Origin of the sequence: Nocardia sp. CA-128927 (assembly GCF_050955855.1) — a bacterium.
In the GTDB taxonomy this organism is placed as follows: Bacteria; Actinomycetota; Actinomycetes; order Mycobacteriales; family Mycobacteriaceae; genus Nocardia.
Window position 1 is genome coordinate 9,811,938 of the sequence record NZ_CP192087.1, and the last position, 12,970, is coordinate 9,824,907.

Below are 12,970 nucleotides of genomic sequence, written 5' to 3' on the forward strand. Positions count from 1 at the left end.
AGAAACGGAAGATCATGGCAGACAATCGCGAGTTCGACCTCATCCTTTTCGGCGCAACGGGTTTCGTAGGCAAGCTCACCGCGGAGTACCTGCTCACCGCCGCACCGGAGTCCGCGCGCATCGCGCTCGCCGGGCGCTCGCTGGACAAGCTCACCAAGGTCCGCACCGAACTCGGCCCGGCCGCCGCGAACTGGGGCCTGGTGGTGGCCGATTCCACCGACGACGCGGCGCTCGCCGCGCTGGCCGCGCGGACCAAGGTCGTGGTCACCACCGTCGGCCCGTACCTGCGCTACGGCTTGCCGCTGGTCGCCGCCTGTGCGAAGGCGGGCACCCACTACGCCGACCTCACCGGTGAGCCGCTGTTCATCCGGGACGCGATCGACCAGTACCACGAGCAGGCCGTCGAGACCGGCGCCAAGATCGTGAATTCCGCAGGCTACGACTCGATTCCGTCGGATCTGAGCGTGTACCAGCTGTACAAGCGTTCGCTCGAGGACAACTCCGGCGAGCTGGAGGAGACCACGCTGGTCGCCTCGCTCAAGGGTGGCGTCAGCGGCGGCACCATCGACTCCGGCCGGGCGATGATGGAGGCGATCGCCGCCGACCCGAGCAAGGGATCGGTGCTGTCGCACCCGTATTCGCTCAGCCCGGACCGGTCGATGGACCCCGACGTCGGGCGTCAGTCGGATCAGGCGTTGTCGCGGGCCAACACCATCGACCCGAGCCTCGACGGCTGGGTGAGCACGTTCGTGATGGCGCAGCACAACACCAAGATCGTGCGCCGGACCAACGGCCTGCTCGGCTGGGTGTACGGCAAGAACTTCCGCTACCGCGAGGTGATGAGCGCGGGCAAGTCGCCCGCCGCCCCGCTGGTGGCCGCGGGCATCGCGGGCGGCATCGTCGCGGGCATGGCGACGGGCGCGGTGTTGTCCCGGGTCTCGGTCGGGCGCAAGCTGCTCGACCGGGTGCTGCCCAAGCCGGGCACCGGGCCGAGCGAAAAGACCCGGGACAGTGGCTGGTTCGCCATGAAAACGTTCACCCGCACCTCGTCGGGCGCGAAGTACGTGGCGACCTTCTCGGGCCAGGGCGACCCCGGCTACAAGGCGACCGCGGTGCTGCTCGGCGAGAGCGGGCTGTCGCTGGCCTTCGACACCGACAAGCAGCCCGAGCTGGCGGGCATCCTCACCCCCGGAGCGGCGATGGGCGACGCGCTCACCGAGCGGCTGCGCGCGGCGGGGATGACCATCGAGGTCGCGCGGGCCTGAAAGACCTTGCGGCGGGCGGTTTTCGGTGTGCGTCACCGGAAACCGCCCGCTCGCGAATTCGAACGACGAGGAGCCCCCGATGAACCTGGCCCGGCGCACCATGAACCATCCGGCGTTGGCCGCGGTGTACGAGCGGGCCTGGCGACCCGCGCTGTTCTACCTGGCCAGCGGGCGCACCACGGAGTCCGATCGGCGCGACGCGGTCCGCACGCTGCGCCTCGGCGGACCACAGAAGGTGCTCGATATCGCTTGCGGGCCCGGCAATTTCACTCACCACCTGAGCACCGCACTGACCGGTGACGGCTTTGCCATCGGCCTCGACTACTCGGAACCGATGCTGGCCCGCGCGGTCGCCGACAATGCGGGCCCGCGCGTCGGCTATCTGCGGGGCGACGCCCGCGTGCTGCCGTTCGCGGACGGCACGTTCGACGCGGCGTGCTGCTTCGGCGCGCTCTACCTGATCCCCGATCCGCTCGCCGCCACCCGGGAGATGCTCCGGGTGCTCGCGCCGGGCGGGCGGATCGCCATCACCACCAGTTACCGGGCGGACAATCCGTTCGGGGATGTCAGCCGGGTGGTCGGCGGGTGGAGTGGACTGCGCGTCTTCGATACCAGGACGTTTCCCGATCTCTTCGAGGAGGCGGGCCTGGTCGATATCGAGCAGGACGTGCACCGCCTGCTGCAATACGTCAGTGCCACCCGTCCCGAGTAGCACTCGACTGCCGCGGTAGTTGCGGTGTATCGCAGCGATTTTCATCTGTTGCCGCACGATGAGATTGCTCGAATCGGAAACGATCTTTGTCTGGCCGGGGATACCTCTAGTGTCCAGCCAGACCGTACTTGTGCCACCAACATTCGCCGTGGTGTCACCCTCGCATGCCCTTTCCACCGAATACCGGGCTGCGCGGAGAGCAGGCGACGTAAATGGAGAACCGGTGCGGCAATTCTTGATGACTGCGGTCCTTGTTGTGACAGCAGCGGTTTCGGTGATTCCCGGCGCGGCGATATCGGCCGCCGAACCGGACTCCCCCACCGCGCGGCTACAAGCGAACCTCGATGAGTTGGTGCAGCGAATCGGCGTTCCCGGCGCGCAGCTCGTGGTCGCCGGGGATGGGCTGAACGCCCAGCTCGACAGTGGCGTGGGCGATCTGGCCACCGGCGGCGCATTCCCGGACAACGCGCAGGTCCGAATCGCCAGCAACACCAAGACTTTCGTGGCGACGGTCGTATTGCAGCTGGTCGCGGAGCAGCGGGTGAACCTGGATGCCCCGGTCGAGCAATACCTTCCCGGTGTGGTCAACGGGCCGGGTGGCGACGGAAACCTGATCACCGTGCGAGATCTGTTGCAGCACAGCAGCGGAATACCCGACTACCTGTCGTATCTGAGCCTGGCATCCGTCGCCGATTTGCAGACACCCCGTCCGGCAACGGAATTGATTCGGCTCGGGCTCGACCAGCCGTCCGAATTCGCGCCGGGCACGAGCACCGGCTATTCGAATACCGACTTCCTGCTGGCGGGCGAGTTGATCCAGCGAGTGACGGGTCAGCCGGTGGGCCTGGAGGTGACGCGCAGGATCATTTTCCCGCTCGGTCTGCGCGATACCTACTGGCCATTGTTCCCGTTGGAGAACGTCATTCGGCTCCCGCATCCGCGCGGCTATCACGATTTCGACGGGGCCCTGGTCGATATCACCGACATCGATCCGGGGTGGGGTCTGTCCGACGGCGCGATGGTGTCGACCGGCGCGGACCTGGATCGGTTCTTCATGGCGCTGTTGTCCGGCGAACTGTTGCCGCCTGCCCAATTGGCCGACATGCAACGCGTCGTTCCCTCCGGAGACCCGTTGCGCGGCGACGATTTCGGGCTCGGTCTGTTCCACCGGATCAACGCCTGCGGTATCGAGGTCTGGAGCCACGGCGGTGCGATGAACGGCTTCGTCGTCATCAATGCCGCCACCCCGGGTCGCGCGGTGACCATCAGCATGAACCAGCTCCCCGACCCGATAACCACGATCATGCATCAGGGCGACATGAATGCCGTCGCCGATGCCGCCCTCTGTGCCCGGTGAACCGACGACGCACACCGACTCGCCGCGAAACGTTTTCAGCGGCGAGTCGGTGTGCGAGGTGTTCAGCAGGATGCTGAGCTAGTCAGGTAGGTGTTCAGCTGCCCGCACTGCCGGTTGCGGGGCGCGCCTTACGCAGTGCGCAGGCCGCATGGTCGGCGTCCGGGCGGTCGTCGCCGGAACGGGCGCAACCCTGCGAGGTGTAACCGTCCCCGTTGTAGCCCTGTCGGTCGTAGCCCCACTTGTCATAACCGGCGCGGTTGTAGCCGGAATGGTCGTAGCCCCACTTGTCATAACCCCAGCGGTCATAACCCCATCGGTTGTAGCCCCACTTGTCGAAGCCGTCGGGACCGAAGACGTCATCGGAATCATCGGGGAATGAGGGAGTCGTCACCGGCGGTTCGGTAGTCACCGGCGGTTCAGTGGTCACCGGCGGGGTCGTGGTGACCGGCGGGGTGGTCGTCACCGGCGGAGTAGTGGTCACCGGCGGCGCGGTCGTCACCGGCGGCGCGGTAGTAGCGGGCGGGGCGGCGGTAGTAGCGGGCGGAGCAGTCGTCACCGGCGCGGCGGTAACGGGCGCGGTAGGCGCGGCAGAGTCGTCACCAGGGAAGGCGAAGGCCGGCACGATGAGCGCCGCGGGAGCGAGCGCCAACGCTCCGGCGACGGCGGATAGCATGACTACCTTCCGCACCTTGCGTCTACTCGTGTTCCACTGCAACATGTTCGATCTCCATCTCGAGCGGAGCGCGCGCACCGCGCCCCGATCGACATATCGACCGAATGCTCGAATTCGATACATGACAGTGACTTTGCGGACACGCTCTTTGTGACGCGCCCCTATTTGTGGGGCTTGCAATTCCGCTGTCGGTAATTCACAACCACGACGGCCGAGCATCCAATTGCTCGACGGTGTCGGAGATCTGCGCGACCAGCTGCCACGGTCGCTGTGTATCTGTGGTCGCCTTGCCGCTGGTCAGGATCGCGCCCGACAGGCCGCGCGCCGGGTCGGCCCAGCCGTACTGGGTCGTCAGCCCGCTGCGGCCGAAGTGTGCCTGGGTGTTGCGCCCGAACTTCGACCGGCGCCCGCCCAGTTCGAAGCCCGCCCGGCTCACCCGTCCGGCCAGGCCCGGTATCCGGTTCGCCGGTTGCATCGCCTCACGCAGCGTGCTGGCTCGCATGATTCGTACGCCGTCTAATTCCCCACCGCGCGTGAGGATTTCGTAGAAGCGCGACAGCTCGTAGGCCGTGGTGACGAGATTGCCCGACGGGAGTTCGGCGGTCAGGAAGGTCCGGGTCGCCGAATCGGAGACCACCCCACCCATGCCGCCGCCGAGTGCCTTGCGCGCCAGGAACTTCGAGATGCGCGACGGCCCCGGCCCGGTCTTCACCCCGGCCACGACCTTGTCCACATCCTCGGGCCGCACCCCGAAGTTGTTCCAGCGGAACCCCAATGGCTCGAGCACCTGTTCGGCGAGGTGTTCCCGCATTCGTTTGCCGGTCGCCCGCTGCACCAGCAGCCGTTGAATCAGCCCACTCGTCAGCGCGTGGTAAATACGGAATCGGCCCGGCGGCCAGCTGGGAACCAGATCGGCCAATCCGCGCACGGCCAATTCCTCGTCGGTCACCAACTCGAACCCTTTATAGGGCGGTGTCACGAACGGCACACCCGCCGAATGCGACAACACCTGACCGATGGTGATCCGCTCCTTGCCATTGGCCGCGAACTCCGGAATGTAGCGGCACACCGGGTCGTCGAGCCGAAACGCGCCCTGCTCGATCAGCATGAACAGCAGTGCCGCCGAAACCCCTTTCGCCGTGGAGAACCCGCAGAACGGGGTGTCCGGCGTCGCGAGCACTTTCGCCGCCGCCACCCCGTCCCCCGGCGCGTTCCCCCATCCGTGTCCGATGGTCCGGTTCAACACGATCTTCCCGTTGCGCCGCAGACACACCTGAATCGCCGGGGTCGTCCCCATCCGATACCAGTCGCGCACCGATGCCCACAGCGCCTCCACCTCCCGAGCCGCCAGCCCGGCCGCCGCCGGATCGTCCTCACCGCCGACCGTGGTCACCGAGTCCAAATCCTCGGCGACCGTCACCAACGTGCTCGGGAGTGTGCTCATTTGCCCAGCATATCGACCTCGATCTCCGCCTCGTCCGGTCCGGACGGGGCGGCGGCGGCCAGGTCGATCATGCGCCGAAACACCCCTGGCGCCAGCGCGAATTCGAATTCGCTTCCGCCGCTTTCGAAGACGAAGGTCAGGTAGTCCTCACCCCGGAGGGGAGCGCGTCGAACCGAGCAGTGCTCGTCGACGATCACCCAGCTACCGATGGTCAATTGATCGAACATCGCACCTCCCACCCTTTGGTCTATGCCACTTCCGATAGGCGGACTATGCCACCCGTCTCGGGTAGGTGTCAATGCCGAAAAAGTGGCTATGAGCTTCTGGAATACTCGTGTTGGAACGTCCACTTTTCCGGCGGGTGCACGACCTCGTCGAGCTGGATCACGGCCCCGCCGGCGGCGTGCAGCGTGAGTTGATAGACCAGCACGGCGGCGGGCCTGGCCAACGCGAGGTGGCGGCGCTCGTCAGCGGTGGCCAGGCGGGCGGCGAGCTGGTCGCGCAGATAGGACACCCGGCGGTCGGTCACCGATTCGAGGTAGCGCAGCGTGCCGCCGGGCAGCCGCTCGGCGCGCAGCAGCCGCGGCGCGAGCTCGGCGAGCTCACCGGCGAACCAGGAGGTCACCACCTCGGTGGCGCGGGAACCGTTGCCGGTCAACCGCTTTCGCATGAGTACCGCACTGCCCCGCGGCAGGCCGAGCACCTCGGCGACATGGTCGGGTGCGGTGAGGAGGGTGGCTTCCAGCACGGTCACCGAGGCATGCTCCGCGTAGGCCGAACCGTATTGCGGTGCCTGCTCGCGCAGCACCGGCCGCTCGGACACATAGGTTCCCGACCCGCGCCGCGATTCCACAATTCCCTGCTGCCGCAACGTATTCAGCGCTTTGGCCGCGGTCGGCCGCGCTACTTTCCACTGGGCGGCGAGCTCACGCTCGGAAGGGACCTCGTCACCCGGCACGAGCTCACCGCGCTCGATCCGATCGCGGATGTACCCCGATATCCGCAGATATTTCGGCAGCACTTCGTCGATTTCGGGCACTGGTCGCCTCTCTGCGCACACCGCCTCGGGCCACTGGTCAGTGTAACAATCGTGCCCCACATCACAGCGGGTGCGCGCGGGCAAGCGGGTCCCGCTCGGCGTTACCGACCGGTAGAGTGCCCATCCAGTACGGCGCTACGGAGTGGACCAACAGAGGGGGTTTCCCAGATGGCGGTACCGGACACCGGGCAGGGGACGGCAAGACAACTGTACGCGGCGGCCATCGGGGCGGGCACCGGTCAGCCCTTCGAGCTGGCACCGGATGTCGCCGAAAACCTCGCTGCCGCTTGCGACAAGCTGGTCGACGACCTACACCACGCGATGGCCAACGGGCACCTCGTCACCGATGTGACGGGATTCCCGAATCTGCCCAGCGGACAAGGCCTTACCCGCGGCTTCGACGACAAGGGCAGGCAATACCTGGACACCCTCGCGGCCTTCCAGGAGACCGCGCTGCTGTTCAAGGCCGCATATCTGGCGGCGGGCAAGAAGTTCGCCGATGCCGAGGCTGCGAACAAGGCAGCCCTCGACCTGGTCGCCGAGCACCTAGAGGCTCGATGACACAGCAACGAGACGGCTGAGGGGGCGACGTGGCAGATTCCGCGGCCCGTGCGGCCGCCGAGACCATCCGCCAGGAACTGGCCGGATTACGTACCGGCGCAACCGATCCCGCCTACGCACCGGATCGGGAACGCTTCGGCTCGTACAGCCATCAGGAGATCTGGGACCTCGTCCACGAGGCGCTCGACCCGGCCGCGCTAGGTCAGGCGTCGGCGGCGTGGCAGGCCAACGCGGACGCGCTCGCCGAAGCCTTCCAAGCCTTCTCCGACGCCGCCAACCGGGAGTTCGCCCGCTGGTCGGGCCGCGCCGCCGACGCCGCATTGCGGGCCACCCGGGAGTTCATCCTCGCCGGTACCGCAGCGCACGAGGTATGCCGCGCGGTCGCACGCCTGCTGGAACTGAACAGCGATGCCGCGCAAACGATTCGGGGCGCCATCCCGCCGCCGCTACCGTACCGGCCGCTGGACGACCCGGCGGCCGAGGCGGTCTACGGCGGCAAGCGGCGGATGGCGCACGACAGTGCCGCGGCCGATGTCGAGGCCGACGTCCGGGACACGATGACCTACGTCTACGCCCCGACCATGCCCGCCTCCGGCAATCACGTACCCCGCTTCATCCCACCCCCCGACGGACCACGGCCCGCGGGCGACGGGGGCGCCGCACAGTGAAATGGGTGCTCACCCCGGACGAGTTCTCGCACGTCTGGGAAAACGAAACCAGCCTCGACCGCAGGCCGTACCCGGTCAACATGGTGCCCGCGGCCACCGTGCGCACCGAATCCGAGTACGCCGCACTGCGTTTGCCGCAACGCTTCGCCCGCCAGGCCGACCCCGACCTGGCCGCCGCGCTGATGCTCTGCGGCCGCTCCGACGCGACCACCATCACCGTCTCCGGTGAACGCGGCACGCTCCCGCGCAACGGCACCGGCGGCGACACCGAACGCATCCTCGCCTTCGCCGCGGTGGTACACAAACACGCGGGCATCCTGGTCGCCACGCCGGACAAGGTGACCGTGCTGATGTGCCACGCCCGTCAGGTCGGCGAGCGCCTGGTGCAGATCATCGGCCCGGCCCAGCCGGGCAAGCTCGGCACCATGCGGGAACCGCAGGACGCAGTGCTGGGCCCGGACCATGCCGAGCCGTTCGCCACCAATGGACATCGCGGCGCCGCCCGGTTCCGTCAGACGCTGCGCAAGCCGGTCGACGGCCGCGGTTTCCTGACCGTCACCGTGGAACCCGACAACCCGATGTCGCCGCCCACCCGGCACCGCACCTGGCTCGATTTCACCGGCGACGGGCGCTACCTGTTGACGACGTCCCAGGACCTCATCCTCACCCCGGTCTCCGACGACGACTTCGCGGCCCAGCTGATCGGTCTCGCGCACATCCGCTGAGCGGGCTCCCCGCTGTGGTAGTTGTGAGAGATGGCGAAGAAGAGCTGGTCCGTTCCGGCCACCGAGGCCCTGAAAGCCGATGGATTGCGGATCGCTGATCTGGACACCTCCGGCACGCCCGGCTTCAAGGGTGACAAGGCGGCCGGCCAGGAGCTACTCGCCGAGCGCACCGAGGTGCTGTCGGCATTGCAGGAACGGCTCTATGCCAATGGCCGGTCCGGTGATTCGCGCAGCGTACTGCTGGTGTTGCAGGGCATGGACACGGCAGGCAAGGGCGGCATCGTCCGGCACGTCATCGGCTCGGTCGACCCGCAGGGCGTGGACCACCACGCGTTCGGGGTGCCGTCCGAGGAGGAGAAGCGCCACCACTACCTGTGGCGCATCCGCAAGGCACTGCCGCGCGGCGGCCAGCTCGGCGTCTTCGACCGCTCGCACTACGAGGACGTGCTGGTGGTGCGCGTGCACGACCTGGTCCCGAAGAAGGAGTGGGAGCCGCGCTACGACGAGATCAACGCCTTCGAGCGGGAACTCGTGGACGAGGGCACCACGGTGGTGAAAGCGGCCATGTTCGTCTCGCTCGACGAGCAGAAGAAGCGGCTGATGGAACGCCTGGAGCGGCCGGACAAGTACTGGAAGTTCAATCCGTCCGACATCGATGAGCGCGCCTACTGGCCCGCCTATCAAGAGGCCTACCAGGCCATGCTCGATCGCACCGACACCGATTACGCCCCGTGGCACGTGATCCCGGCCGACCGTAAATGGTTCTCCCGCCTCGCGATCACCGAACTACTCATCGACGCCCTGGAACGCCTCGACCTCGAATGGCCCCCGGCGAAATTCGATGTCGAGGAGCAGAAGCGCCGCCTCGCCGAGGCCTGACGCCTACACCAGCGGGCGGACTTCTTCGGCAACGAAGCGGACGAAGCCTTCGGGGTCCGGTTCGTCCGCGGTCGGCTGGATGACGACGGTGTCCGCACCGGCCTCGGCCAACTCGCGTACAGCGGCGGCCACGGCATGCGCGTCACCGGCGACTCCGGCGCCCGGTGCGTGCCGCGGTGTCCGTTCGGCGGCCAGCCGTGCCGCCGCGTCCGGACCGGTGACCGCAAGCAGATTCGCGACGATCACGTGCGCATCGGTGCGTCCGGCCTCGGCTCGTCCCGCATCGATCTGTGCCCGCGCGGCACGCACGCCATCCGCGTCGGTGATCGAATCCAGCAGCGTCCCATCGGCATGCGAACCGCACAGGCGAATCGAGCGCGGACCACGGGCACCGGCAAAAACCCGCGGCGGCGCGAGCGGCGGCCAGTCGAGCGCCACATCGTCGAGGTGCACGTAGCGACCCGAGGTGGTGACCCGCTTGCCCGCGAGCAACCCGCGCAACGCATCCAGATACTCACCCAGCAACGTGACTGGGGAATCGACTCGCGCGCCTACCTGCCCCATCCAGTCCTGCACACCGTGGCCGACGCCGAGCACCACCCGATCGGGGAACAACCGGTCCAGGGTCGCCGCTTCCATCGCGGTCAACGCCACGTTCCGCAGCGGCACCGGCAGCAGTCCGATGCCGACATGCACCCGCTCGGTCCAGGCCAAAACCGCTGCGGCACTTGCTATCCCACTCTCCAGGAAACAGTCCTCCCAGAGCCACAGCTGCTCCAGCCCGGACTCCTCCGCGACCCGGGCCACGGCGCGCAGTCGCTCGGGCGGATTCTGTGGACGAAATACGGCACCGAGAACAGTCATCCGACCATTCCTACCCGGTGGGTACGACATCCTGGCCACGTCCACGCCCGATATTTCGGAATCTCTCAGGTTCACCCAGGATGATGTGGCCGTGGCCCGATTAGAGCGCTTGCGAGCCGCGCATGCGCGAGGCCGCCCACGCGGGGTTCAGTTTCCGGCTCTACCATCGTGGCGGCAGGTACCGGCAGTCGAGCGAAAGGCGTGGTGAACGCACGGTGAGCAAGAACCCGGGTGGGAAGAAGAACCCGCTGCTGGCGGCGGATCGCAGCGACCGCAACCGCAAGATCTTCATCCAGGTGGCCGTGGCCGCCGTACTGATCGCGCTCATCGCGGCGATCGGCATCGGTGTCGCGGTGAAGAAGGCCCGCAGGGACGACCCCGGCCCGACCCCGGCCATTCCGGCGGCCGCGAACCAGAACGCGGCCGGTATCACCGGCAAGATCACCGACAACGGCTCGATCCGCATCGGCAAGCCCGACGCGAAGGTCACCGTCCGGGTGGTCGCCGACCTGCAGTGCCCCGCGTGCAAGAGCTTCGAGGCCGCCAACGCCCAGGTGCTCGACGACAACGTGAAGAACGGCACCATCGCGGTCGAGTACAACGTGATCGCGTTCCTGGACAAGGGATCGACCACCCGCTACTCGACCCGCGCGGCGAACGCCTCGTACTGCGTCGCCGAGGCGGATCCGGCCAAGTACATGGCCTGGGTGACCTCGATGTTCGCCCAGCAGCCCGCCGAGGGCGGTGCGGGCCTGACCAACGACAAGCTGGTCGAGATCGCGAAGGCGGCGGGTTACCCGGATTCGGTGGCGAGCTGCATCACTGACGTGAAGTACGACAAGTACATCCAGGCCCGCACCACCGACGTGCTCAACAGCGGCATCAAGCAGACCCCGTCGGTCTTCGTCAACGGCAAGCAGATCCAGTCGAGCCAGGAGCTCATGGGCTCCGGCGGCCTCGCACCCGTGATCGCCGCCGCCGCGGCGCAGTGATCAAGGCCGCCCCACCCCGGGCCGCCTGGATACTGCTGATCGGCGGGCTGGCCGGCTGGCTGGCGTCGGTGGCGCTGACCGTCGAACGGTTCAAGCTGTTCACCGATCCGGGCTACACCCCGTCGTGCAGCATCAATCCGATCCTGTCCTGCGGCTCGGTGATGGTGACCAAGCAGGCCGCGGTGTTCGGGTTCCCCAACCCGATCATCGGCATCGTCGGCTTCTCCGTGCTGGTCACCCTCGCCGTGCTGTCGGTGGCCGGGGTGGGGTTCCCGACCTGGATCTGGGGTGGGCTGTGGCTCGGCCTGCTGGCCGGTGTCGGGTTCGTCGGCTGGCTGATCTTCCAGAGCCTGTACCGGATCAACGCGCTGTGCCCGTACTGCATGGTGGTGTGGGCGATCATCACGCCGGTGCTCGCGGTGGTCACCGATCAGCTCTGGGGTGGGTCACGCGGCCCGCTGCGGATTCTCGCCGAGTGGCGGTGGACGATCGTCGCGCTGTTCTACGCGGTGGTGCTGCTGCTGATCTTCCTGCGGTTCCAGGACTACTGGCTGTCGCTGTTCTAGTTCGGCGTGCCGAGCGCGAGCACCAGGGTGACCGTGCGCCGGGCGCCCGCGGTGTCGAGGATTTCGAGTTGGATGGTGTCGTCGGGCTTGTGCACGTTGATCGCGGCGTGCAGCGCGCGGGCGGTGCTGATCGCGCGACCGTCCACGGACGTGATCACCTCGCCGTGCGTCAGCCCGGCCGCGTAGGCGGGTAGTCCGTAGATCGCCATATCGATCCGTGCCCCAGCGGGTTTCGCGTCGGTGGTCAGCACGCCGAGCGTCGCGGTCGGCCCGACGTGCACGGTGTCGGTCGGCGTGCCGGAACGGATCTGCTGGACCACCCGCATCGCGGTGTCGATCGGCACCGCGTAGCCGTTCGGCGGCCGGTTCACCGTGCGCGCCGGATCGCCGGACGCGGCCGCGATCACGCCGATCACCGCGCCCTCGCGATCGGCCAGCGCCCCGCCGGACTGCCCGGAGGTGACCGCGGCGGCGACCTCGAGCATCCCGGTGAGTGCCTTGCGGGACAGGTCGGCGGAATTGAGCGCGGCGATGGTGCTGTCCAGATCGGTGAGCGTGCCCTGGATCGCGGTCGGGGTACCGCCGACCCCACCGGCATTGCCGATCGCCAGCACCTCGTCACGCACCCGCGCGTCGGCCGAGCTGCCGATGCGGGCGGTCGGCAACCCCGTCGCGCCGGACAGCGCGAGCAGCGCGATATCGGCGTCGGAGTCGTAGCCGAGCACGACGGCGTCGTAGTCCCGGCCGTTGCCGACATCGGTGACGGTCACCGTGTCCGCGCCCTTGACCACGTGATGGCTGGTCAGCACCTGACCGTCCGCGGTGAGCACGATGCCCGACCCGGCGGCGCCGAGCCCGAACGGCTTGGTCGAGGCGCTGACGTCCACCAGCGCCGGGTCGACCACGGCGGCGACGGCCAGCGGATCCAGCGGTGGCGGGGCGGGCTCGATGATCGGCGCGGCGACCTCGCTCGCCCCGCTCGGCCAACCGGGCAGCTCACCGCGGTAGCCGAGGAATCCGGCCACGGCAAGCAGCGCGGCGACGATCATCGCCAGCGCGCGACCTCCGAACCGTTGCTCATTCATCGCTCTCCGCCTCGCTGCCTGCGAATTCCATTGTGGCCGGAGATCTTCACCGTAGATCAGAAAACGGTCCGAGGGGCAGCCGATCACCGCCGATATACCCGCGTGTCCGGAAATCAGGCATGTCCGTTATGTGTCGTGTT

General features: G+C 67.8%; 15 protein-coding genes. 9 read left to right on the forward strand and 6 right to left on the reverse strand.

The annotated features are described in order from the left end of the window. Positions 1–11 precede the first annotated feature (11 nt). The 3 genes from ACQPW1_RS45505 to ACQPW1_RS45515 all read left to right on the forward strand — a co-directional run bounded on the left by ACQPW1_RS45505 (position 12) and on the right by ACQPW1_RS45515 (position 3,334). The gene (locus ACQPW1_RS45505) at positions 12–1,265 is read left to right on the forward strand and encodes a saccharopine dehydrogenase family protein (RefSeq protein WP_433665531.1); all 1,254 of its coding nucleotides are present in this window, start codon (positions 12–14) and stop codon (positions 1,263–1,265) included. A 79-nt stretch (positions 1,266–1,344) separates the two neighbouring features. After that, positions 1,345–1,977: a class I SAM-dependent methyltransferase gene (locus ACQPW1_RS45510; protein WP_433659901.1), complete on the forward strand. Its 633-nt coding sequence runs from the start codon at positions 1,345–1,347 to the stop codon at positions 1,975–1,977. A gap of 256 nt (positions 1,978–2,233) precedes the next feature. After that, positions 2,234–3,334: a serine hydrolase domain-containing protein gene (locus tag ACQPW1_RS45515; protein ID WP_433659903.1), complete on the forward strand. Its 1,101-nt coding sequence runs from the start codon at positions 2,234–2,236 to the stop codon at positions 3,332–3,334. A 94-nt stretch (positions 3,335–3,428) separates the two neighbouring features. Here the strand turns inward: ACQPW1_RS45515 and ACQPW1_RS45520 are convergent, their stop codons facing one another. The 4 genes from ACQPW1_RS45520 to ACQPW1_RS45535 form a co-directional block, all read right to left on the reverse strand. Next, positions 3,429–4,052 carry a hypothetical protein gene (locus ACQPW1_RS45520; protein ID WP_433659905.1) on the reverse strand — a complete coding sequence of 208 codons (624 nt, stop codon included), beginning with the start codon at positions 4,050–4,052 and terminating at the stop codon, positions 3,429–3,431. 151 nt (positions 4,053–4,203) lie between these two features. Continuing rightward, on the reverse strand, positions 4,204–5,451 hold the full coding sequence (locus tag ACQPW1_RS45525; RefSeq protein ID WP_433659907.1) for a serine hydrolase: 1,248 nt from the start codon (positions 5,449–5,451) through the stop codon (positions 4,204–4,206). Then, positions 5,448–5,678: a hypothetical protein gene (locus ACQPW1_RS45530; RefSeq protein WP_433659909.1), complete on the reverse strand. Its 231-nt coding sequence runs from the start codon at positions 5,676–5,678 to the stop codon at positions 5,448–5,450. The genes ACQPW1_RS45525 and ACQPW1_RS45530 overlap by 4 nt, the downstream gene beginning before the upstream one ends. 86 nt (positions 5,679–5,764) lie before the next feature. Continuing rightward, positions 5,765–6,490, reverse strand: coding sequence for a GntR family transcriptional regulator (locus ACQPW1_RS45535; protein WP_433659910.1), 726 nt, complete (start codon positions 6,488–6,490; stop codon positions 5,765–5,767). Positions 6,491–6,658: 168 nt separating this feature from the next. On the opposite strand from ACQPW1_RS45535, the gene ACQPW1_RS45540 reads away from it, so the two are divergent. Genes ACQPW1_RS45540 through ACQPW1_RS45555 form a run of 4 tightly spaced genes read left to right on the forward strand, consistent with a single transcriptional unit; the run spans position 6,659 to position 9,323 of the window. Then, a complete protein-coding gene (locus ACQPW1_RS45540) occupies positions 6,659–7,051 on the forward strand; it encodes a hypothetical protein (RefSeq protein ID WP_433659912.1) in 393 nt (130 codons plus the stop codon). A gap of 29 nt (positions 7,052–7,080) precedes the next feature. Continuing rightward, positions 7,081–7,719, forward strand: a complete 639-nt coding sequence (locus ACQPW1_RS45545; protein ID WP_433659914.1) for a hypothetical protein — start codon at positions 7,081–7,083, stop codon at positions 7,717–7,719. Between the two features lie 5 nt (positions 7,720–7,724). Further along, positions 7,725–8,444: an ESX secretion-associated protein EspG gene (locus ACQPW1_RS45550; protein WP_433659915.1), complete on the forward strand. Its 720-nt coding sequence runs from the start codon at positions 7,725–7,727 to the stop codon at positions 8,442–8,444. Positions 8,445–8,474: 30 nt separating this feature from the next. Continuing rightward, positions 8,475–9,323, forward strand: a complete 849-nt coding sequence (locus tag ACQPW1_RS45555; protein ID WP_433659917.1) for a polyphosphate kinase 2 family protein — start codon at positions 8,475–8,477, stop codon at positions 9,321–9,323. A gap of 3 nt (positions 9,324–9,326) precedes the next feature. Here ACQPW1_RS45555 and ACQPW1_RS45560 read toward each other — a convergent pair whose 3' ends face one another. Next, on the reverse strand, positions 9,327–10,187 hold the full coding sequence (locus ACQPW1_RS45560) for an LLM class flavin-dependent oxidoreductase (protein ID WP_433659919.1): 861 nt from the start codon (positions 10,185–10,187) through the stop codon (positions 9,327–9,329). A 215-nt stretch (positions 10,188–10,402) separates the two neighbouring features. Between ACQPW1_RS45560 and ACQPW1_RS45565 the strand changes: the two genes are divergently transcribed. Together ACQPW1_RS45565 and ACQPW1_RS45570 are read left to right on the forward strand one after the other, a co-directional pair. Continuing rightward, complete coding sequence (locus tag ACQPW1_RS45565) at positions 10,403–11,179, forward strand: DsbA family protein (protein ID WP_433659921.1); 777 nt, start codon at positions 10,403–10,405, stop codon at positions 11,177–11,179. Next, on the forward strand, positions 11,179–11,745 hold the full coding sequence (locus ACQPW1_RS45570; RefSeq protein ID WP_433665532.1) for a vitamin K epoxide reductase family protein: 567 nt from the start codon (positions 11,179–11,181) through the stop codon (positions 11,743–11,745). The genes ACQPW1_RS45565 and ACQPW1_RS45570 overlap by 1 nt, the downstream gene beginning before the upstream one ends. Here the strand turns inward: ACQPW1_RS45570 and ACQPW1_RS45575 are convergent. Next, the gene (locus ACQPW1_RS45575) at positions 11,742–12,830 is read right to left on the reverse strand and encodes a S1C family serine protease (RefSeq protein ID WP_433659923.1); all 1,089 of its coding nucleotides are present in this window, start codon (positions 12,828–12,830) and stop codon (positions 11,742–11,744) included. The two genes, ACQPW1_RS45570 and ACQPW1_RS45575, sit on opposite strands and share 4 nt — an antisense overlap. Positions 12,831–12,970 lie beyond the last annotated feature (140 nt).

What these genes read in the sequence shown, in the direction of transcription:
- ACQPW1_RS45510 (WP_433659901.1), top strand. Translation starts at nt 1,345, where the DNA reads ATGAACCTGGCCCGGCGCACCATGAACCATCCGGCGTTGGCCGCGGTG.
- ACQPW1_RS45520 (WP_433659905.1), bottom strand. Translation starts at nt 4,052, where the DNA reads ATGTTGCAGTGGAACACGAGTAGACGCAAGGTGCGGAAGGTAGTCATG.
- ACQPW1_RS45525 (WP_433659907.1), bottom strand. Translation starts at nt 5,451, where the DNA reads ATGAGCACACTCCCGAGCACGTTGGTGACGGTCGCCGAGGATTTGGAC.
- ACQPW1_RS45530 (WP_433659909.1), bottom strand. Translation starts at nt 5,678, where the DNA reads ATGTTCGATCAATTGACCATCGGTAGCTGGGTGATCGTCGACGAGCAC.
- ACQPW1_RS45540 (WP_433659912.1), top strand. Translation starts at nt 6,659, where the DNA reads ATGGCGGTACCGGACACCGGGCAGGGGACGGCAAGACAACTGTACGCG.
- ACQPW1_RS45555 (WP_433659917.1), top strand. Translation starts at nt 8,475, where the DNA reads ATGGCGAAGAAGAGCTGGTCCGTTCCGGCCACCGAGGCCCTGAAAGCC.
- ACQPW1_RS45560 (WP_433659919.1), bottom strand. Translation starts at nt 10,187, where the DNA reads ATGACTGTTCTCGGTGCCGTATTTCGTCCACAGAATCCGCCCGAGCGA.
- ACQPW1_RS45575 (WP_433659923.1), bottom strand. Translation starts at nt 12,830, where the DNA reads ATGAATGAGCAACGGTTCGGAGGTCGCGCGCTGGCGATGATCGTCGCC.